Source organism: Azospirillum formosense (assembly GCF_040500525.1).
Taxonomy (GTDB): Bacteria; Pseudomonadota; Alphaproteobacteria; order Azospirillales; family Azospirillaceae; genus Azospirillum; species Azospirillum formosense_A.
The window spans coordinates 316203-335157 of record NZ_CP159404.1 but is presented as its reverse complement, the minus strand read 5'-3'; the positions used below and the strand labels follow the sequence as shown (position 1 = coordinate 335157).

The 18955-nt window shown below is 71.4% G+C and carries 15 protein-coding genes; 6 read left to right on the top strand and 9 right to left on the bottom strand.

All coding sequences use genetic code 11. The features are described 5' to 3' along the window. Positions 1 to 69: 69 nt before the first annotated feature. Positions 70 to 639 carry a GNAT family N-acetyltransferase gene (locus ABVN73_RS22345; protein WP_353861387.1) on the bottom strand — a complete coding sequence of 190 codons (570 nt, stop codon included), beginning with the start codon at positions 637 to 639 and terminating at the stop codon, positions 70 to 72. A 423-nt stretch (positions 640 to 1062) separates the two neighbouring features. Between ABVN73_RS22345 and ABVN73_RS22340 the strand changes: the two genes are divergently transcribed. From ABVN73_RS22340 to ABVN73_RS22330, 3 genes are all read left to right on the top strand, one after another. After that, on the top strand, positions 1063 to 1734 hold the full coding sequence (locus ABVN73_RS22340; RefSeq protein ID WP_353861386.1) for a tail fiber protein: 672 nt from the start codon (positions 1063 to 1065) through the stop codon (positions 1732 to 1734). 109 nt (positions 1735 to 1843) lie between these two features. Continuing rightward, entirely contained in the window at positions 1844 to 2164 is a 321-nt protein-coding gene (locus ABVN73_RS22335) for a hypothetical protein (RefSeq protein ID WP_353861385.1), read from the top strand. A gap of 75 nt (positions 2165 to 2239) precedes the next feature. Continuing rightward, on the top strand, positions 2240 to 2926 hold the full coding sequence (locus ABVN73_RS22330) for a tail fiber protein (protein WP_353861384.1): 687 nt from the start codon (positions 2240 to 2242) through the stop codon (positions 2924 to 2926). Here the strand turns inward: ABVN73_RS22330 and ABVN73_RS22325 are convergent. The 6 genes from ABVN73_RS22325 to ABVN73_RS22300 are packed head-to-tail and all read right to left on the bottom strand — an operon-like array spanning position 2895 to position 10471. Beyond that, positions 2895 to 4706: an alpha/beta fold hydrolase gene (locus ABVN73_RS22325; RefSeq protein WP_353861383.1), complete on the bottom strand. Its 1812-nt coding sequence runs from the start codon at positions 4704 to 4706 to the stop codon at positions 2895 to 2897. The genes ABVN73_RS22330 and ABVN73_RS22325 overlap by 32 nt on opposite strands. Next, complete coding sequence (locus ABVN73_RS22320; protein WP_353861382.1) at positions 4703 to 7144, bottom strand: glycoside hydrolase family 2 protein; 2442 nt, start codon at positions 7142 to 7144, stop codon at positions 4703 to 4705. The genes ABVN73_RS22325 and ABVN73_RS22320 overlap by 4 nt, the downstream gene beginning before the upstream one ends. 6 nt (positions 7145 to 7150) lie before the next feature. Beyond that, positions 7151 to 8053 (bottom strand): DUF1839 family protein, encoded by a 903-nt coding sequence (locus ABVN73_RS22315; protein ID WP_353861381.1) that lies wholly within the window; start codon positions 8051 to 8053, stop codon positions 7151 to 7153. Between the two features lie 20 nt (positions 8054 to 8073). Further along, a complete protein-coding gene (locus ABVN73_RS22310) occupies positions 8074 to 9012 on the bottom strand; it encodes an amino acid--[acyl-carrier-protein] ligase (RefSeq protein ID WP_353861380.1) in 939 nt (312 codons plus the stop codon). 23 nt (positions 9013 to 9035) lie between these two features. Beyond that, positions 9036 to 10223: an acyl-CoA dehydrogenase family protein gene (locus ABVN73_RS22305; protein WP_353861379.1), complete on the bottom strand. Its 1188-nt coding sequence runs from the start codon at positions 10221 to 10223 to the stop codon at positions 9036 to 9038. After that, positions 10220 to 10471 (bottom strand): acyl carrier protein, encoded by a 252-nt coding sequence (locus ABVN73_RS22300; RefSeq protein WP_353861425.1) that lies wholly within the window; start codon positions 10469 to 10471, stop codon positions 10220 to 10222. The genes ABVN73_RS22305 and ABVN73_RS22300 overlap by 4 nt, the downstream gene beginning before the upstream one ends. A 302-nt stretch (positions 10472 to 10773) precedes the next feature. Here ABVN73_RS22300 and ABVN73_RS22295 point away from each other — a divergent pair, with 302 nt between their 5' ends. The 3 genes from ABVN73_RS22295 to ABVN73_RS22285 all read left to right on the top strand — a co-directional run bounded on the left by ABVN73_RS22295 (position 10774) and on the right by ABVN73_RS22285 (position 15998). Continuing rightward, positions 10774 to 11199 carry an OsmC family protein gene (locus ABVN73_RS22295; RefSeq protein ID WP_353861378.1) on the top strand — a complete coding sequence of 142 codons (426 nt, stop codon included), beginning with the start codon at positions 10774 to 10776 and terminating at the stop codon, positions 11197 to 11199. 450 nt (positions 11200 to 11649) lie between these two features. Beyond that, a complete protein-coding gene (locus ABVN73_RS22290; RefSeq protein WP_353861377.1) occupies positions 11650 to 15468 on the top strand; it encodes an autotransporter domain-containing protein in 3819 nt (1272 codons plus the stop codon). 14 nt (positions 15469 to 15482) lie between these two features. Further along, positions 15483 to 15998 (top strand): invasion associated locus B family protein, encoded by a 516-nt coding sequence (locus ABVN73_RS22285; protein WP_353861376.1) that lies wholly within the window; start codon positions 15483 to 15485, stop codon positions 15996 to 15998. On the opposite strand, the gene ABVN73_RS22280 is transcribed toward ABVN73_RS22285, so the two are convergent. Continuing rightward, positions 15967 to 17175 carry a tetratricopeptide repeat protein gene (locus ABVN73_RS22280; protein WP_353861375.1) on the bottom strand — a complete coding sequence of 403 codons (1209 nt, stop codon included), beginning with the start codon at positions 17173 to 17175 and terminating at the stop codon, positions 15967 to 15969. The genes ABVN73_RS22285 and ABVN73_RS22280 overlap by 32 nt on opposite strands. A gap of 5 nt (positions 17176 to 17180) precedes the next feature. Continuing rightward, entirely contained in the window at positions 17181 to 18761 is a 1581-nt protein-coding gene (locus tag ABVN73_RS22275; RefSeq protein ID WP_353861374.1) for a sulfotransferase, read from the bottom strand. Positions 18762 to 18955: the final 194 nt, after the last annotated feature.

The following is an 18955-nucleotide window of genomic DNA, read 5'->3' as shown; positions in this document are numbered from 1 at the left end:
GCCGGGGCGGAGTCTGAAACCGATTCGGAGGGAGAGGGCGGTCGATCCGTTTTCCCGGGACAGCCGCCGTCAGGACGCTCCGCCCTGCTGCATCTGGGCCGGCAGGATCTGCGGCGGCAGGTGTTGGAGTCCCGGATGGCCGGGCGGAAGCCAGATCAGTTCCAGCGAGGGCGAGGTCTTCGCCAGAAGATCGAAACCCAGCCGGTAATAAAACCAGTGGACGCGCGTCTCCACCTCGGCCACCGACAAGGTGATCGGGATGCGCATTTGCGCCGCGGTCCCCTGGAAACTGCGCAGAAGATCGGTGCCGATGCCCTTGCCGCGGGCCAACCGGTGGATCTCCACCTCCGACACCCGCCAGTCGTAGCGGCCCAGATCCATCACGATCCGCCCCACCGGCTGGCCCGTCTTCTCGACGACGAAATCCAGATGCTCCGGATAGCGGCTTTCCTGCCCCATCCGCCGCGCGCTGTACTGCTGCTCGTACAGCGTCCGGATGAAGTCGGGGTCATGGTGCGCCTTGGCCAGCCAGGGGCGCGCGTCCATGAACAGCCCCATCAGAAAATCGTCGTCCGAAGGGCGGGGAAACCGCACCGTCAACCCGCCGAGCAGCGGCAACGATCCATTCAGAACGGCCATCGGCCACACCCTTTCCGGTAGCGCAAGCGCAGGTTCTGAATAGCCGAAGATGCGAGCCCAACGCAAGAATCGCCGTTCAGGACCATCGCGGCCGCGCGCACAGCGCGAGTCGCCCGCTTCGGCGTCGGTCCGGTGCGGTTCGGACATGGTCGGCGATGGGTCAATACCCCAGGCGAACCACCCGTGGCAGGCTCCCGACCCGCCGGGGCCGGTCAATAACATACAAGGATATGCAACCAGAGGGTCGTTCCGCAAAGATTACGGTCGGAGAAAGTAACTTTTTGTATCGCCTATTGCTCCCGCCCTAGCCGTTCAGGAGAATATACCAGTATGCTTTCTATCACATTCGGCGGCGCGGCACGTCTTTAAGGGGACGCTGGCCACGAGCCGCCATAACCGGTTTCATTCACAGGAGGTATCACCATGGAAGTTTACCTCGGCCTGATTTTCCCGTTCACCGGCGCCTACGCCCCCCAGTACACGGCACAGTGCCTGGGACAGCAGATGCAGGTCAGCCAGAACCAGGCGCTGTTCGCGGTCACCGGCGCGATGTACGGCGGCAACGGCTCGACCAACTTCAACCTCCCGGACCTGCGCGGCCGCGTGATGGTCGGTTCGGGCACCAGCCCCTACCTCAACAACCAGTCGCTCAATCCGGGGAACTTCGGCGGCGTCGCGAACAACACGATCACCGTGCAGAATCTGCCGGCGCACACGCACGCCGCGACCTTCACGCCGTCCGGCAGCAGCACCAGCGCGACCGTCTCCGCCGCCGCGGCCATCCCGGTGAGCACCGTCGTCGGCGCCAGCAGCACCCCGGTGGGCGGAAACAACTATCTCGGCGCGTTCCAGCTCAACGATTCCGGCGGCGTTGGCGTCACCTTGGACGGCCCCTACAGCTCCGGCACCGCGCCGAACGGCTCGGCGCTCGTCGGCTCGGCCAGCGGCACCGTCACGCTGGGCGGGCTGACCGGCTCGGTGAGCATTTCGGCGGGCGGCGGCGTCACCAACCCGTCTCCGCTGAACAACATGCAGCCCTATCTGGCGCTGACCATGCTGATCGTCACCAGCGGCATCTTCCCGATGCGCGACTGATCCGGGGTCGAACCCGATCGTCGAACATTGGATGGACGGATGCGGCGCGTTGGCTTGGCACACCCGGAACGACAGCCGTACTTTCAGAATTTGAGCCTGGACCTTTGAGATGACCATCGACATCGCCACCATCTCTCACGAGATGTTCGCCCCTCATCTCGGCCAGACGTTCCGTTTCGTGGCCCCGGAGGACGGGTCCGTGATCACGGACGTCGAGCTGACGAAGGTGACGCCGCGTCCGGAATGCACGCCGCGCTGGGCAAAGCGCACGTCCTTTTCGGCCCTCTTCGAAACCTACGGCCCCAGCCAGTTGTGGAACGGCAATTACCAGATCGACCATCCGACGATGGGACCGCTGGGACCTTTCTACATTGTGCGGGTCATTCCGCGCGACCCCGAGCGGGGCTGCTTCGAACTGATCCTGAACTGAGCCACGGCCGTCCGGCGCCGTCGCGGCACCGCGCACCGTCCGTCCCAGCGCATCGATTCCACCGGAGAATTCGCCATGGATTTCTACATAGGGTCCGTCTTTCCATTCGCCGGCAACTTCGCCCCCGTGAACACGCAGCAATGCCTGGGACAAGCTGTCAACTCGAGCCAGTACCAAGCCCTATGGGCGATCACGGCCGGGGCCTTCGGCAGCGGGCCAAACAACTCGACGTTCAACCTGCCGGACCTTCGCGGCCGCGTGATGGTGGGACCGGGGACCAGCCCCTACACCAGCAGCACGATCAACACCGGGAATGCGGGCGGAGCGCAGTTCACGACGATCACCGGCAACAATCTGCCGGCGCACACCCACGGCGCCGCCTTCCAGGGCGGCAGCGCAGGCGGCACCGTGCCGTTCAACGCGACGGTCACCGTCCCGCTGAACCCCGCCGCCGGCACCAGCAACATCCCGTCCGCCATTCCCGCGGTGCTGGGTGGACAGTTCATCGACCCCAGCTACGACGTTGTCCTCGACGGCCCCTACATCCCGGCCTCCAGCCTGCCGACGCCGCCCACCGGAAGCTCGCTGACCGGCGCGCTTTCCTCCCAGGGCACGGTCAGCGGCGGTCCCACGGGTGCCACCGTGGCGGTGAGCCCGGGTGGTGGTGTCGTTTCCACCCCGGTCGCCCTCAACAACCTGCAGCCTTACCAGTCGCTGTTCTTCTTCATCTTCATGCTGGGCTATTTCCCGTCGCGTGATTGACGCGGAGAGCCCCGGTCCCTTCCGGTGGGCCGGGGCCCTGCCCGCGCACGGCTCCCGTCGCGCCCGTGCCGATGCGGTCGAGCAGTTCATCCAGCAGTTCGGCGAAGTGCTCCCGCGCGGCGCGCTCCATCAGGCTGTGATCGGCCCCGGCAAGCCGCTCCATCCACAGGCCGGCCATCCGGCGCAACCGCCCGCCGTCCACCCCGGCCTGCGCCTCCAATTCGCCCAGCGTCACGTCACCTTCGCTGTGCACCATCAGCGTGCGGACTTCGCGGTCGGACAGCGCCTGGAAGGCGTGGAGCACGTCATCCCGCGCGTAGCCCCGTCCCATCAGCCCGGCGCGCAGCCGCCCGGCCCCGATGCGCAGGCGGCGGGCCGCCCGCTCCGACAGGCCGCGGACGACGCGCGACGCCTTGCGGTCCTGGCGCAGGATGGCCCGCCACACCGCCGGCTCGGTCAGCCGGGGAAGATAGGCGGCGGCCGGCTTCACGGCGCTGCCGATGGCCTCCTCCTGCGTCACCCCGTCCCCCAGAACGAAGCGGCCCGGATTGACCAGCGCCAGCCCGACCACCCGCGGGTCGGCCAACGCGACGTGCAGCGCCACCGCCGCCCCGGCGCACAGCCCCACGGCGACCGCGGTGCCATGCCCCGCCGCCACCAAGGCGTCCAGCCCGGCCCGCGCGTCCTCCACCATGTCCCGGCAATAGATCAGCCCGTCGCGGCGCCCCGGCTTCGACGCGCTGTCGCCGAGCCCGCCCAGGTCCAGGCGCAGGGAGGCGATCCCCCGCGCCGCCAGCCGGCGGGCCAGCCGCACCGACATGCGCCCGGTGCCGGTGTGCGGCGTGGCGCCGCTGTTCAGCAGCAGAACGGCGGGCCCCTCCGCAGCGGCGACGGGCTCGCAGAGGATGCCGAACAGGCCGGCGCCGGGGCCGAAGCGGAGCGGGCGCTCCACCGCTCCGGCAAGGCGCAGACGGGGATCGGACGGCGGCGCGGTCGTGGCCGTCCCGGCGGGCGCCAAATCCGACGACAGCCATTCCGCCACCCGCGCGAAGGCCGAACAGTCCGCAGCGGCGTGCTGGACGCTGGTCATCAGCCGCGCGTGATCGGGGAAGGGCGTCTCCTCCACGGCCGCCCCCAGCGCGCGGAACCGCTCCGCCACGGCGGCGGCGCGGCCCTCCGGACGGTCGAGGATCAGCACGCGCGGCGCCGGCGCCTCGGTCACGCGCGCAAGGTCCAGTTCCCGCAATGCCTCCGCCGCCTCCGGGGAGAGGCGGAAGCCGGCGCTGTCGATTCCCTCCGGCCCGACCGCCGGCGGGGCGTCCGCCGGACGCTCGGCGAGCAGCGCCACCGCCCGCAGCTCCTGGAGGAAGGCTCGGCCCGACGGGAAGGGGGACAGCAGGACCAGGGCGTCCGCCGCCGCCGCGCGCGCCGCCGCCGCCGCGAGCAGCCCGCCGAGCCGCAACCCCACCAGAGCCACCTCCTCCACTCCCGCGACGGCACGCAGATGGCCGGCGGCGGCGCGGATGCCGGCCTGCCATGCCTCCAGCCGGGCCGGATCGCCCTCGTCCCCGGCGCTGTTCCCGGTGCCGGGATAATCGAAGCGCAGGACCGGCAGCCCGGCCTCGGCCAGAGCCTGGGCGAAGGCACGCCACGGCCGATGGGTGGCCAGCGCCTCCGCGCCATAGGGGGCGCACAGCACGACACCGCGTCGTCCGGCCGCCGGGTGCAGCCAGCCGAAGCATCCCTCGAACAGGACGGGTGCGGGAGCATCGGGTGTCATGCGGCCCCCCGGTAGCGCGCCGGTTCCAGGGCGTTCAACGCGTGGACCTCGCCATCGGGCACCGCGGCGCCAGGGTGGCGCGGGATCAGCCGGACCCGGCGCTCCCCTCCCGGCGGCAGATGGAACCACTCCTCCTCCGGCCGGAACCCGTCATCCTCGACATGGACGGAGCGGGCGAGCCGCCGGCTGGACAGGATCAGCGCCCACCCCTCCTCCGTCCGCTCCAGGCGGGCGTCCAGCCCCAGTTCCGCCCGCTCCATCCGCCCGCCGTCGCGAAAATGGAAAGCGTCGGCCACCAGGGCGTCGGACCGCGGGTCGGACAGCGCCGCCACCACCGCGTCGTGCGCCGGCGGGCCGAAGCGGTAGGCGCCGGTCAGGTCGAAAAAGCGATCGGACAGCGAAGCCGCCGGAAGGGTCTGGGCGCTGCGCGGCGGCAGGACAACCGCCCGCTCGGCCCGCAGCACCGGCACTTCGCCCCGCCGCAGGGCGGTCAGGGTCAGCACCGCCTCCACCGGCTCCGCCGTCTCGTTCAGCAGATGGACCGCCAGCCCGTTCACCCCCTCGTCGGTCAGCAGGACCTGCACCGGCCGGAAGGCGCGGCGCAGCGCGTGCCACGCCGCCTTCGGCACGCCCGCGGAATCGACCACGCCCCAGCCGGCCCCCGGCCAGACGTCCTGGAACATCCAGACCAGCCCGCCCGCGCAGGACGAGCCGGTGCGCCGCCACTCCGCGAAGACGGCCTCCATCACCTCCCCCGTCACCGCGCGCGACAGCCGCGCGTAGCGGTCGGGGTCCTCGTAGCGCAGGACCATGGGCTCGACGCCGTGCAGCGTCCGCAGATAGTGGTCCCGCACATCCTCGAAATCCCAGGGGGCGCCGGGGTCGCGCGGCACGCGCGCCTTCCAGCGCGGGTCGTGGACCGCCGGCACGCCGGGCAGCGCGCCCGCCGCCGGCATGTTGGCAAAGGCGAGGCATTCGGAGGCGAAGCGCACCGCCGCCCGGCGCGCGTCCTCCAGCGGGCGCAGATAGGCGCCGACGCCGTAGTAATGGGTCACCCCGGCGTCGGCGGCGAAGGGCAGCGGCCCGCCGGTCGGGGAGTTGGCCACATAGGGCACGTCGGGCCGCCCCCGCTCCGCCTCGTCCCGCAGGACGCTGTCGAACAGCGGCTGGCTCCAGCGCTCGCGCGGCAGGCCGAGCATGGCCGCCTGCTGCTCCGCCTCGCTGCCGCCGCACAGCACGGCCAGCGACGGCGAGGCCTGGACCCGGTCGAGGAACTGCGCCGCCTCCCGCCGGGCGGCGTCAAGGAACGGCTCGTCGGCGGGATAGTCGAAGTTGGCGAACATGAAATCCTGCCAGACGAGAATCCCCATCTCGTCACACAGGTCGAAGAAGGCGTCGGCCTCGTACACGGCGATGCCCGGCACCCGCAGCATGGTCATGCCGGCCTGCCGCGCCGTCTCCAGCCAAGGTGCGTAGGCCTCGCGCGTCCCCGGCAAGGCGACGATGTCGGGGCTGCTCCAGCAGGCCCCCCGGCAGAAGACGCGCTCCCCGTTGACGCGCAGGGCGAAGCCGTCGCCGGGCTCACGCTCGACGCGGCGGAAGCCGGTGCGGCCCAAATCGATGCGGGCGTCGCCGACCGCCGCGCGCACCGTGTGGAGCGTCGGGCTGCCGTGGCTGTGCGGCCACCAGGGCGCGACCTCCGGCAGGCGGAGATCGCCGCGCAGCTCCCCCGGCCCGGCCCAGCGGAGGGGCGTCCGCGCCGCGCCCACCTCCAGCCAGCCCGGCGGCTGGGCGGAGCCGCTCCACTCCACCGCCAGAGCCAGGGACAAGCGGCCGTCCCGCCCTTCCAGCGTGGCGCGCAGATCCGCCGAGCGGACGCGCAGCGGTCCGGATTCCGTGATCAGCTCGACCGGACGCCAGGGGCCGACCGCCGCCACCGGCGGGCACCAGCCGGGCATGTGGCCGAGCAGCGTCGTCCGCACCGCACGCAGCCCCGCCGGCCCGGCGAGCCGGACCGGCCAGCGCCCCCGGCCCCTCTGCGCCTTCAGCACCGGATTCAAGGCGCGGAAGACGAGGCGCAGCGCGTGCGTCCCGCGCAGCGTCACCGGAACGTCGTGGCGCTGGAACATGCTGGCGCTACTCAGGATGCGCTTCCCGTCCAGCCAGACCTCCGCGACGGTGGCGAGACCGTGGAAGCGCAGCGTGCAGGGCCCCTCACCGGTCAGCCGCAAGCGGTACCAGACATCGCGGTCGTGCAGGGGAAGCGGGTCACCCAGCCGGTAGAGCCCGGCCTCGCGCAGCGCCTGGGCGACGGTGCCCGGCACCGGGGCGGGCAGCCAATCGCCGCCGGGCACCGCCCCCGGTTCGGTCACGCACAGCTCCCACCCCGTGGACAGGGAAGTCACGCTGCGGCCCGTCACGGCGTGAAGGCGCGCCATCCTCCGTCACCCGCAACGGCGGACCAGCGCGCCAAGCGCGCGGTCATAGGCGCGCTCCATCGCCTCCAGCGGCTCGGCGTGATCGCCGAAGCGCCGCCGGTGCACGCCGCGCGCGAGCTGGAACTGGAGCGCCTTGGCGGTGGCGGAGAGGGTGGCGCAGGCCTCCGCCGCGTCGGCCGGCCCGCCGATCCAGCGCGCGTACATGCCGAGAAGCTCGAAGTTCGCCCCCACCTGCCGCAGCGTGTTGAAGGCGTAGAGATGGAAGTAGTCCATCGGCCGGGCCGCCAGGATTTCCAGATGCTCCGGCAACGCGGCACGGAAGGCGGCGATGGGGTTGCCCGCCGGACGGCGGCGCAGATGATCGGACAGCAGGGCGCGGGACGCTTCCATCAAAGGCTCTCCCTGCAAGGCCTGACCGCTGCGCTTCACGAACTCCACGTAGGGGAACAGCGGCGCCGGGGCGAACAGAGCGTCGTAATCCTCCCCCTCCAGCGTGAAGCGCCCGGCGTTGTGGATGTAATCGAGCCGCCGCGCGCCCGCGTCCATGCCGAGGATCGCGATGGTCGTCTTGACGTGCTGCGCGCGGTAGGAGGTGCCGCGGGTGTCCGGCAGATGATAGCCGTCCACCTCCACCAGCACGAGACGGCCGCGCGCCACCTGCACCGCCGCGTGGGTTTCCACACGGTCGTAGAGGGCGAGTTCCTGCACCTCCAGCCCATAGAGCCGGCGCAGGTCTTCCGGCGGCGCCTTGAAGAAGGTGAACTGGTCGCCTTCGAAATCCTGTGCGACGGTGAAGGCCAGGGCCGCCATCGGCTCCATCCCCAGCGCCCGCAGCAGCCCGAGCCACAGGTCGGTGTAGCAGTTGGTCTCCGCCCAGTCGCGGTCCGGCCTGTCGAGCGGATGCGCCATGCCCGGCCTCCCCTGCCCGCTCAGCCCCACAGGACGGCGCGCACCGCGGCGGGCCACGCCTTCGCGTCCAGGCCGTGATGGCGGAACAGCGCCAGCGCCACCCGCTCCATCCCGAAGCCGACGCAGGCCGTGTGGGCGACCGCGCCGTCCGGCGTCCGCAGATCCCACAGCAGCCCGAAATGGTCCTGATGGTAATTGAAGCTGAGGCAGGCGGTCGGCCGTTCCGCCGAGGCGATGGGGATCAGCAGCTCGAACTTCAGCCCCTGGTCGCGCTGGCTGGCCGCCAGCATGCGGCCGGCCCGCCCGAAGAAAGGGTCGCTCGCCAGATCGACGGCGACCGGCAAGGCCAGCGATTCCATCAGCGCCCGCCCCCGCTCCACCCAGCGCTGCCGGAACTCCATCACCTGCTCCGGCGTGCCGGCGCGCACATACTCGCGCATCCGGAACAGCTGCATCCGCGCCGGGTCCAGGGACGGCTCATGGCGGAAGCAGTAGGAATAGACATCGACCAGCGCGCCTTCGGCGGGCAGCGGCCCGCGCTCCGCGATGGTCGGGTAGACGGGGTAACAGGCGGCGGGGGTCAGGACGACGTTGGTCGCCATCTGGGCGTCGGTCCACTCCTCCCCCTCCTCCAGCCGGCGCAGCAGGGACTGGTGGGCGCGCTCGTCGCCCTTGAAGGCGTGGACGGTGCCGGCAAGGTGCGGAAAGCTCTTCAGATAGCCGCTCTGCTCGAACTGGTGGCGGGCCACCCCCGGGGGAAAACGCATGACGTCCGCCCCGTCGGCGCCGCCCCAGGTGGTGATCAGGTCGTTGAAGCGCTCCACGACGTCCTCGAAGACGCCGCTGCGGCCGTACAGCCCGTCGACCCCCGTGGGGATCAGCAGCCCGGCCGCGACCAGCGCGTCGCGGAACGCCGCCTGCCCGTTTTCCACCGGTGTGCCCTCTGCCCGCATGTCCATCCGCGTTCCGTTCCGAAAATGCCTCAGCCGAAGAGAGAGCCGTTGTCCCTGTGCGCCAGCAGCAGATTCGCCGTGTTGCCCAGGATCCGGTCGTTGTTGATCATCAGCGGCGCCGAGTGGGCGTCGCGCAGATGGCGGCACAGGCTGTAGGGGCTGTCGTTGCGGTAAGCGGCCAAGCCGCCGGCCAGCATCGCCTGCCCCACGATCCGCAGCACCGTCTCCGCCGCCTCCGTCTTCAGCGTGTTCATGGCGACGGCGAATCCCGGGGCGGTGAGACGGTCGGGGTCGTCCGCCACCTCTTCGAACCGGGCAAGCGCGCCGCGCACCATGCCGCGCATGCTCTGAAGCCCCGCGGTCGCCTCGGCCAGCCGCCGCGCCCCCGGCGGCGGGGTGCCGGGGCGCTTGCGCGCCTCCGCCCGGATGAAGGCGGCGGCCCGCGCCACCGCGTCCGTCGCGATGCCGAGCCAGACGCTGCTCCACAGGATGTGGGTCACCGGCAGCATGGTGCGGGCGGAGATGTCGGCGTAGGGCAGCGGCAGGATCTGCTCCCGCCCGGCCTCGGCCACCAGCCGGTAGCCGACGCTGTGGGTGCCCCGCATGCCCAGCGTGTCCCAGCCGCCGATCTCCTCCAGTTGCGTCTGCCCACGCAGAACCGGCACGATGACCTGATCGGAGGGCGGCGAGTCCGCCGAGCGCCGCGCCGTCACCAGGATCGCGTCGGCCTGAGCCCCGTAGGAGATGACCGTCGCCTGCTTCTCCAGCCGGAAAGCGCCACCCGGCTCGTCACCCACCGCGCAGGCGCTGGAGCGGACGTCGCCGCCGATCCCGGCCTCGGTGGTGGCGGAGGCGAGCAGAAGCTGCTCCCCGGCCAGCCGCTCCAGAAAGCCGCGATGCCACGCGCTGACCTGGCCGTGGCGGACGAGGCAGGCCACCTGGATCTGGTGCATGGCGTAGATCAGCCCGCTGGACGGGCATTTCTGGGCCAGCGCATGGGCCACGGCCGCCGCGTCGGCCAGACCGCCGCCGCCGCCGCCGAAATCCCGCGGCACCATCAGGCCGAGCAGCCGCGCCTCCCTCAGGGCGGCGAAGGCCTCAACGGGAAAGCGCGCCTCGCGGTCGACGCTGTCGGCATGGCGCCCGGCGACGGCGGCGACCCCCGCGGCGCCCTCCGGCGGCATCGCCGCCGGGCCGTCCGGCACGGCCGCCCTCATCCGGCCCCCGTCCCGCCCGGCGCGCCGTCCAGCAGACCGGCCACCGCGGCTCGGATCGCCGCGATGCTCTCGAAGGTGCGGCGGCGCAGCAGATTCTCCGGGAATTCGACGCCGTAGCGCTCCTCCAACGCCAGCATCAGGTTCACCGACCCGTGGGAGGTCAGCCCGGCGGCGTAGAGATCGTCCTCGTCGGACAGGGTGGAGGCGTCGGTGGCCAGCCAGCCGCTGTCGGCGAGAAGCACCCGGATGTCGGCCGTGTCGACCGCCGGGGCATCGCCGCCCCGCGGCGCCGATCCAGCCGCGATCTGCCAATCCGGTTGGCGCATGCTCATTCCCCTTACCCCCTATTCAACCTCTGGCTTTTCCAATCCCGGCACAACGCCACAAAACCTTAATTGTTCTGCGCCTTCCTCTGCTTTTCCGTATGCCTCGGGTGCCTTTCGGATGCCAACCGCTCCTCGTGCTTAACACCTGTGGCGATTGCCGTTCCCCCGGTCGGCTCTAACTTGAGCGCCGGTTCATCCAACCATCACAGGATCGGGAGATCACCATGGCTGTGCGGCAATCGGATGCGGAATGGCGCGGCAACCTCGCGCAGGGCGCGGGAACCATGCGGCTGGGCAGCGGCGCGTTCGAAGGCGCCTACTCCTTTCCGTCGCGTTTCGAGAATGGCACCGGCACCAACCCGGAGGAGCTGATCGCCGCCGCTCACGCCGGCTGCTTCTCCATGGCGCTGTCCGCCGGCCTGTCGAAGGCCGGGCACACGCCGACGCGCGTGCACACCACCGCCCGCGTCCACCTCGACAAGGCCGGCGACGGGTTCGCCATCACCAAAATCGAACTGGATTGCGAGGCGGAGATCCCGGGGATCGACGCCGCGACCTTCCAGCAGCAGGCCGAAGGCGCGAAGAAGAACTGCCCGGTGTCCAAGGCCCTGGCCGGAACGGAGATCAGCCTGAACGCCAGGCTTCTTTGATCGCGTCCGGCCCGGCGGTCCGTCAGGATGCGACGACCGCCGGGCCGGCGCCGCTTCGCCCGTTAACCTCCGGCGCGGGAAAATGCCACATTGTCGTGGCGGCGGCGGAGTTGCGGGCCGCCGGGAACACGCCCTTTGACAAATTGCTGCATTTTCAAATCCGGGCATTCCCTAAGCCATTAATCGGCAAAACCCCAACTTGTTGAATATCGCGGCACCGCCCGCTTCAATTTTCACAAAAACTCGTCCCCGTTTCCCATCACTTCATAAGCAATCGAGAACTCATCAGCTGATTTTTGATGAGATCAACACGATTATATAACATTTGAGTTGTGATTTTTTATATTATTATGCGTTTTGTCTTGGCGGCAGTGCGGCACGCCCGTTATGATCAAGCGGTGTAAACCATTGGTCGTAACGCTTACGCCCCGCTCGCAAGGTGAATCGCCCATGCCGCCGTCGCCGTCTCCCCTCGAGTCGATCCGCCAAAGCCTGATGTCGGGCGGGCGCCTGCCGGCGATGGTCGCAGCCCCCATCGCGCTCGGCGTCTCGCTGGCCGCGAACGCGGCGCCGATTTCCACGCTGACCGCCATCCAGAACGAGACCTTCTATCCGACCACCGGGAACATTCTCATCACCAGCACCGGCGGCGTGGTCGACAGCGGCACCGGCAACCTGTCCACCGACCTGACCACCGGCGTGTGGGTCCAGTCGCCCGGCGGATGGACCCTGACCAACCAGGGCACGATCAAGATTTCGGTCGAGACGAACTTCTATCAGGCCGACGGCATCTACGCTCAAACCTACGGCACCATCATCAATTCTGGATTGATCTCGGTGCCGAAGACCTACCACGGCATCCTCCTGGCCAACTCCGCGGGCTCGCTGACCTCGGTCATCGAGAACACCGGAACGATCATCGGCAATTGGTCTGCCATTGAAAGCTCCCACGCCCTCGTCCTCACCAACGGGTCCCCGTCGAACAGCACCGCGCTGATCAAAAACGTGCGGCCGGCGACGGAGTTCATGCAGACGGATTACGCGGCGGTCTCAGCCGCCTCCATTACCAAGCAGTCCACCGTCACCAACTACGGCACGATCATCGGCACTGGCGACGCGCTGTTGGTCAACGGCCCGTCGACCATCGTCAATCACGGCACCATCGCCGCTGGAAACGGTTTCAGCGCGATCAAGACCTTCGGCATCGGGGCCGGCAGCCTCATCAATCTCAAGGACGGCAGCTTGGTAGCCGGCGGCATCCAAGCCTCGGGCGCCAACCAGGTCATGCTGCTGGAGGGGGGGGGCACCCTGTCCGGTCCGGTGTCCGGCCTGACCACCCTCAACATGAACGGAACCGAGTGGACGCTGGGCGGCGCGAGTTCGGCCACCATCACGAACCTTCAGGCCGGCACGCTGCGCGTCAACGGCTCCCTCACCACCGGGTTGCAGCTCAGCAGCGGAACGACGCTGACGGGCACCGGAACGGTCGTCGGCAACGTGACCACCCCGTCCGGCACGACCGTGACGCCCGGCGGCTCCGGCGCGCCCGGCACCCTGACGGTCACCGGCAATTACACGCAGCAGAGCGGCAGCACCCTGGCCATCCGGACGACGTCTTCGGCGGCCAGCAAGCTGGCCGTCACCGGCACCGCCACGATCGGCGGCGACCTGTCCGTGACCTCCACCGGCAGCGGCTACGGCGACAGCACGACCTACACCATCGTAACGGCCGCGGGCGGGGTGTCCGGCGCCTTCACCACGATCACCGGCAGCGACGCGACGCTGACCCCAACGGCCACCTTCGACACGGCGGGCAAGGAAATTCTGCTCACCCTGACCAAGGTGACGCCGCCGCCCGACCCCGATCCCGGCCCGAATCCCAACCCGAATCCCGGCCCGAATCCTGATCCCGGCCCGGCGCCGAATCCCGATCCCACGCCCACGCCCACCCCAACGCCTCCGCCTCCGCCTCCGCCGACCGGCGTGATCGACACCAGCCGCCCCAGCTTCACCAACAGCGATGGCGCGGTCCAGGGCAGCTCGGTCACTTTCGACGGCGGCACGCTGCGCCCGGCCTCGCCGCTGACCGTCGGCCAATCGGTGACCGTGACCAGCCAAGGCGGCACCATCGCCCCCAACGGCAGCACCGTCACTCTGGCGGGCGCCGTCGGCGGCAGCGGCGCGCTGGCCGCGTCCGGCCCCGGCGCGGTGGTCGTCTCCGGCCAGCTCGCCAACGCCGGCGGCCTGTCGGTGAGCGACGGAGCGGCGCTGACCATCGCCAGCAGCGGCGTGGTCGCGGGCGGCACGCTGGCCTTGAACAACGGCGGCAGCGCCACGGTCGGCGGCGTCGTGGCCGTCCCGGTGACGGTGGCCCGCGGCGGCGCGATGACCGTCGTCGAGGGCGGCGGCGTCGGCGGCACGCTGGCGGTGAACGGCGGCACCCTGACCGTCGCCGCCTACGGCGCGGTCAACGGCGCGGTCACCGTGACCTCCGGCGGCAGCGCCACCCTGGCCGGCGCCGTCATGGCCCCGGTCACGGTGAACGACGGCACCGTCACCGTGGCCGCCACCGGCATCACCGGCGCGGTCAACCTGGGGAACGGCGGTTCGGCGACCGTGAACGGCGTGGTCTCCGGCGCGCTGACCACCAGCGCCGGTTCGGCCTTCAGCGGCGGCGGCACCGTCCGCGGTCCGGCCACGCTGGCCGGCGCCGTGTCGCCGGGCAATTCGCCGGGCGTGCTGACCTTCCAGTCCCCGGTGACCCTGACCGCCACCAGCGTCCTGAACGCCGAGATCGACGGCCCGACCGCCGGCTTCGGCGCCGGCCGCCACGACCAGATCCGGGTGCAGGGGGCGTCCTTCGCCGCCGCCGGCACGCTGGCTCCGGTGCTTCGCGGCATCAGCGGCGACGCGACCAACGCCTACACCGCCACGCTGGGGCAGAGCTTCACCATCGTCCAGGCGGACGGCGGCGTGACCGGCGGCTTCGCCGCCGTGACGCAGCCGGCGGCGGGGCTGGAGACCGGCACCCGCTTCGACACGCTCTACGACGCCACCGCCGTCCGGCTGGTGGTCACGCCGACCAACTACGCGGTCCGCGGCGGCACCCGCAACCAGCGGGCCGCCGGCGCGGCGGTGGACGCGCTGCGCCCGGCCGCCGGGGCGCGGCTGGAGGGCGTCGCCGCCCCGCTGTTCAGCGGCCTCTACGGCCTGCCGGGCAGCGGCATCGCCGGCGCGCTCGACCAGCTCTCGGGCAAGCTGCACGCCGACACGCTGGCCGCCGACCGCACCAGCCGCCGCCTGTTCGGCAGCGCGGTGGAAGGCCGCCTCTCGGCCCTGCGCGGCGGCGAGGCATCCTCCACCGGCGTCCGGCTGGCCGGCGGCGGCAACAGCACGAGCGCCGTGGGCGAAACCGGTGAGGCCCGCGGGGCGGGCGGCGTGTGGGGCCAGCCGCTGGCGGCCTACAGCCGGACCGGCTCGGACGGCAACGCCGCCGGCACCACCGAGCGCATCGGCGGTTTCCTGCTGGGCGCCGACCACAGCTACGAGAACGGCGTGAGCGGCGGCGTGGCGCTGGGCTACCTGCGCAACCGCGTCACCTCGCGCGACGGGCTGGGCAAGGCCGACGTGGACAGCTACCAGGCGACTCTCTACGGCTCCTGGAGCCTGCGCGGCACGGCGGACAGCCCCTTCGTCGAGGGCGCCATCGGTTACGGCTACGCAAACTACGACGCCTCGCGCGGCATCGCCTTCGGCACGCTGGGCCAGGGGGCCAGCGGCAGCGCCGACGGTCACGATTTCTCCGCTGAGATCGCCGCCGGGCACCGCATGGCCTTCGCCGGGTCGGACAGCGCCTGGATCGAGCCGCGGGCTGGCCTGCGCTTCGACCGCATCACCCGGGAATCCTTCCGCGAGTCCGGCGGCGGCGTGGCGCTGGACGTCGAGGCGGCGGGCTGGACCAGCCTGCGCAGCGCCGTCGGCGTGCGCGCCGGCACCAGCGTGACCGTGGGCGGCTGGCGCCTGCTGCCCAGCGCCGCCCTGGCGTGGGAGCATGACTTCGCCGACGCCACGGCCTCGACCACCAACCGTCTGGGCGGGGTGGCCTTCACCGCCGACGCCAGCAAGCCGGGGCGCGACGCCCTGGTGGTCGGCGCCGGGCTGGGCGTGGCTCTGGACGATCGCCTGACCGCCACCATCGGCGTCCAGGACGCGATCCGCGCCCGCGAAAACACCCTGTCGGCGACCGCCGGCCTGAAATGGAAGCTGTGAGAACCGGAACGGCGATGCGCAAGGCCATCATCACGGGAGCGCTGGCGGCGCTCCCCCTCCTCCTTGCCGGCGGAACCCCCGCGGTCGCGGTGGAGCCGGGCAAGACCTTCGGCGACTGGCAGACCGAATGCGAGACGCCCCCCGACGGCAAGCCGCGCTGCTTCCTGTCGCAGACCCGCGTGATGGAGAACAAGGAGGCCAAGCAGGCGACCCGCATCCTCAAGGCGTCGGTGGGCTATTTCGCCCCCGACGGCAAGGGGGTGATGGTGGTGATCCTGCCGCTGGGCGTCGATCTGCGCGCCGGGGCGGCGCTGACCATCGACGACGGAAAGCCACTGCCGCTGACCTACCAGCAGTGCATCCAGGACGGCTGCCTCGCCAACGCCCCGATGGACGAGGCGACGCTGACCGCGCTGCGCCGCTCCAAGGCCGCGCAGATCGCCGTCCGCCCCTATGGCGCGACGCAGGCCGTGGCCTTCCCGCTCTCCACCAAGGGCATCACCGACGGGCTGTCCGCCCTGAAGCCCTGAGGCTGTTGCCGGTCACCGCGGCGACGGCGCCGCGGATGGCCTCATCCCACCGTCCGGGGGCCGGCTGCCGGTGCAGGGTGACGGTGGGATACCAGGGCGTGCCGCCGCGGCCGAGCAGCCAGCGCCAGTCCGGTGCGTAGGGCAGCAGCACCGCGGTCGGGCGCCCCATCGCCCCGGCCAGATGGGCGACCGCCGTGTCCACGCAGACGACGTGGTCGAGCAGCGCCAGCACCGCCATGGTGTCGGCGAAATTCTCCAGCTCCGGCCCCAGATCGACCAGCGGCGCCGTCCCGTAATAGCGCGCGGCCTCGGCCTGCGCCGGCCCCTTCTGGAGCGACACCAGAACCGTTTTCTCCAACGCGAAGAACGGCGCCAGCCGGGCGAGCGTCAGGGAGCGGTTGCGGTCGTTGCCATGGGTCGGGCGCCCCGCCCAGACCAGCCCGACGCGGCGGTAGCCGCGGGGCAGCAGCCCGTCCAGGCGCTCCGTCCAGCGCTCCGCCCGCTCCGGCTCGGCCCGCAGGCCGGGAAGCGGCGGCGGAATGGTGTCGAGCCTCGTGGCGAACAGCCCCGGCAGGCTGGACAGCGCGGCGCAAGCGGCGAAGGGTGGTGTCTCCTCCCAGGCCGTGACGATCCGGTGCCCGCCGGGAAGCGCGCGGATCACCGGACGCATCTCCGGGCTGCACGCCACCACGATGTTCGGGCAGAGCGCGGCCGCCATTGGCAGGTAGCGCGCGAATTGGATGGTGTCGCCGAAGCCCTGGTCGGCGACCAGCAGCAGCGTGCCGTCGGGTATGGCACGGCCGTCCCACGACCGTGCGGCGGTGGGCCCATGCCGCTCCAGCACGGCGGGCGGGACCGTCGGCGGCACGCCGGGAAGGCGCCAGCGCCATTCATATTCCCGCCAGCCCTCCTCCCATTGCCCGGAGAGCAGCAGCCCCTCGGCCAATTCGAAATGCGGCCCGGGCCAATCCGGGCGGAGGCGGACGGCGCGGCGCTCGCAGGCGATCGACGCCGCGACATCCAGCCGGTCGTAGAGGACCAAGCCCAGATTGTACCAGCCCGCCGGATCGGAAGGATTGATGGTGACGGCGCGGCGACCATGGGCGACGGCCTCGTCCAGCCGGCCGTCGCGGCGGCGGATTTCGCACAGGTCGCTGTCGGAAGGGGGCATCGGCATAGCGGCTAAAGGCTGTAACCCAACCCGAGAATGACCGGCTCCAGGATCGGAACCGCCGGCTTCAGATGCTCCATGTAGGCGCGGTACCGGCCGACGGAGCGGCTGTAGAGCTTCTCCGCGACCTGGGCGTGGCTGGGGGTGCGGGCGTGGCGCCGGTTCTCCTCGAAGCGCAGGCAGCGCCGGTCGAAGCCCAGCCCGAGGAAGCCCAGCAGGCGCCGCACCGCCGGTTCCGGCTCCCGCACCAGATCCTCGTAGCGCAGCGGCAGGTAGCGCAGCGGCATCTCCCGCCGGTAATGCTCCACCAGATCGAACACCCGCAGGATATGGCGGGCCGCCGTCTCCACGTCGTTGGCGCAATGGAAGCCGTGGGTGAGGTTGGTGCCCATCATCGACAGCACAACGTCCAGCGGGTGGCGCAGCACATGCACCACAGGCGCTCCCGGGAACAGCAGCGCGATCAGGCCGAGATGCGTCTCGTTGAAGGGCATCTTGTCGGTGAACAGCGTGTGGCCGGGCTTGGCCGGGACCAGCCGGCGGGCGTGGCGCAGGTAGGCGTCGCGCAACCGCTCCAGCCCGTCGCGCTGGTCGCCCATCCACAGCTCCGACAGCGCTTCGGGATAGCCGAGCGGGCTGCCCAGCGTCTGCGGCAGCGCCCGGACCACCGCGCCGAGCGCCGGCAGCTCGTCCCCCGCGGCGATGGCGGGGTGGCAGGACAGGATCTGCTCGACCAGCGTGGTGCCGGAGCGCGGGGCGCCGGCGATGAAGACCGGTTGCGGTCCGGCGGCGGGCGCGGCGGGCCGCGGCATCAGGCGCAGGCGCGGAGCCACGAAGAAGGTGGCGAGGCGCGCGATGAGGTCCACCGCCGCCGCCTCGTCGTAAGGGCGCCCGGCCTGCCGCAGCAGCGCCTTGCCGGCGGCGAAGGCGGCGAAGGTCTCGTCGTGGCGGCCCAGGCGGTCGAGGATGCGCCCCGCCTCCAGAAGCGCGTCAGGGTCGGGGCCGCCGTGCCGGGCCGCCGACTCCTCCAGGATGGCGAGGGCCCCTTCGCCGTTTCCCTGCCGGGCCAGAAGGGTCGCCGCGAAGGTGTCGGCGCCACGGTGGCCGGGATCGAGACGCCGGGCGCGGTCCACCAGCCGTTGCGCGCCGGGAAGATCACGCGCGGCGTCCTCGGTCTGCGCCCAACCGTGCCAGGTCAGGGCGATGGAGGGGTGCAGCGCCGCCGCCCGGCGGTAGGTCCGCCGCGCCTCCTCCAGCCGGCCCTGCCGGTTCAGGCTCCAGGCGAGATTGGCGACCGTCGCGGCGTCCGGCGGCGCCAGGGCCAGGGCCCGGCGGTAGTGGAACTCGGCGGCCTGGGGCCGCTGGGTGTCGGCCAGCACCAGCGCCATCAGCGTGTGGGAGCGCGCATCCTCCGGCGCCAGCCGGACCGCGTTGCGGGCGTGAGGCTCGGCGTCGGCCGCGCGGCCGGCCTGGAACAGCCGCCCGGCCAGTTCCTGCGTCGCCGCGAGATCGTCCGGAGCGGCCCGCAACCGCCGCTCAAGCGCCGCGGCGTCGGGGGCGCCGCTCGGAAGGATGTCGGGCGTGGTCGGCATGACAGGCGGGTCCCATGGCGGCTGAACGCCCGCATGGGCGCGTGGTGCGGCGCCAGGATAGGGAAGCGTATGGGTGGCGGCAAGGGCATCCCCTCTCCCGCCCCGGGAGAGGGAAGGGGCCCGCGCGAAGCGTGGGAAGGGTGAGGGTGCCGTCAAGAATCCGTGCCTTGATCCTCGCACGACCCTCACCCGGC

Coding starts and splice junctions, on each gene's coding strand:
- ABVN73_RS22275 (WP_353861374.1), bottom strand. CDS start 18,761: ATGCCGACCACGCCCGACATCCTTCCGAGCGGCGCCCCCGACGCCGCG.
- ABVN73_RS22320 (WP_353861382.1), bottom strand. CDS start 7,144: ATGGCGCGCCTTCACGCCGTGACGGGCCGCAGCGTGACTTCCCTGTCC.
- ABVN73_RS22325 (WP_353861383.1), bottom strand. CDS start 4,706: ATGACACCCGATGCTCCCGCACCCGTCCTGTTCGAGGGATGCTTCGGC.
- ABVN73_RS22315 (WP_353861381.1), bottom strand. CDS start 8,053: ATGGCGCATCCGCTCGACAGGCCGGACCGCGACTGGGCGGAGACCAAC.
- ABVN73_RS22285 (WP_353861376.1), top strand. CDS start 15,483: ATGCGCAAGGCCATCATCACGGGAGCGCTGGCGGCGCTCCCCCTCCTC.
- ABVN73_RS22345 (WP_353861387.1), bottom strand. CDS start 639: ATGGCCGTTCTGAATGGATCGTTGCCGCTGCTCGGCGGGTTGACGGTG.
- ABVN73_RS22290 (WP_353861377.1), top strand. CDS start 11,650: ATGCCGCCGTCGCCGTCTCCCCTCGAGTCGATCCGCCAAAGCCTGATG.
- ABVN73_RS22335 (WP_353861385.1), top strand. CDS start 1,844: ATGACCATCGACATCGCCACCATCTCTCACGAGATGTTCGCCCCTCAT.
- ABVN73_RS22330 (WP_353861384.1), top strand. CDS start 2,240: ATGGATTTCTACATAGGGTCCGTCTTTCCATTCGCCGGCAACTTCGCC.
- ABVN73_RS22340 (WP_353861386.1), top strand. CDS start 1,063: ATGGAAGTTTACCTCGGCCTGATTTTCCCGTTCACCGGCGCCTACGCC.
- ABVN73_RS22310 (WP_353861380.1), bottom strand. CDS start 9,012: ATGGACATGCGGGCAGAGGGCACACCGGTGGAAAACGGGCAGGCGGCG.
- ABVN73_RS22295 (WP_353861378.1), top strand. CDS start 10,774: ATGGCTGTGCGGCAATCGGATGCGGAATGGCGCGGCAACCTCGCGCAG.
- ABVN73_RS22280 (WP_353861375.1), bottom strand. CDS start 17,175: ATGCCGATGCCCCCTTCCGACAGCGACCTGTGCGAAATCCGCCGCCGC.
- ABVN73_RS22305 (WP_353861379.1), bottom strand. CDS start 10,223: ATGAGGGCGGCCGTGCCGGACGGCCCGGCGGCGATGCCGCCGGAGGGC.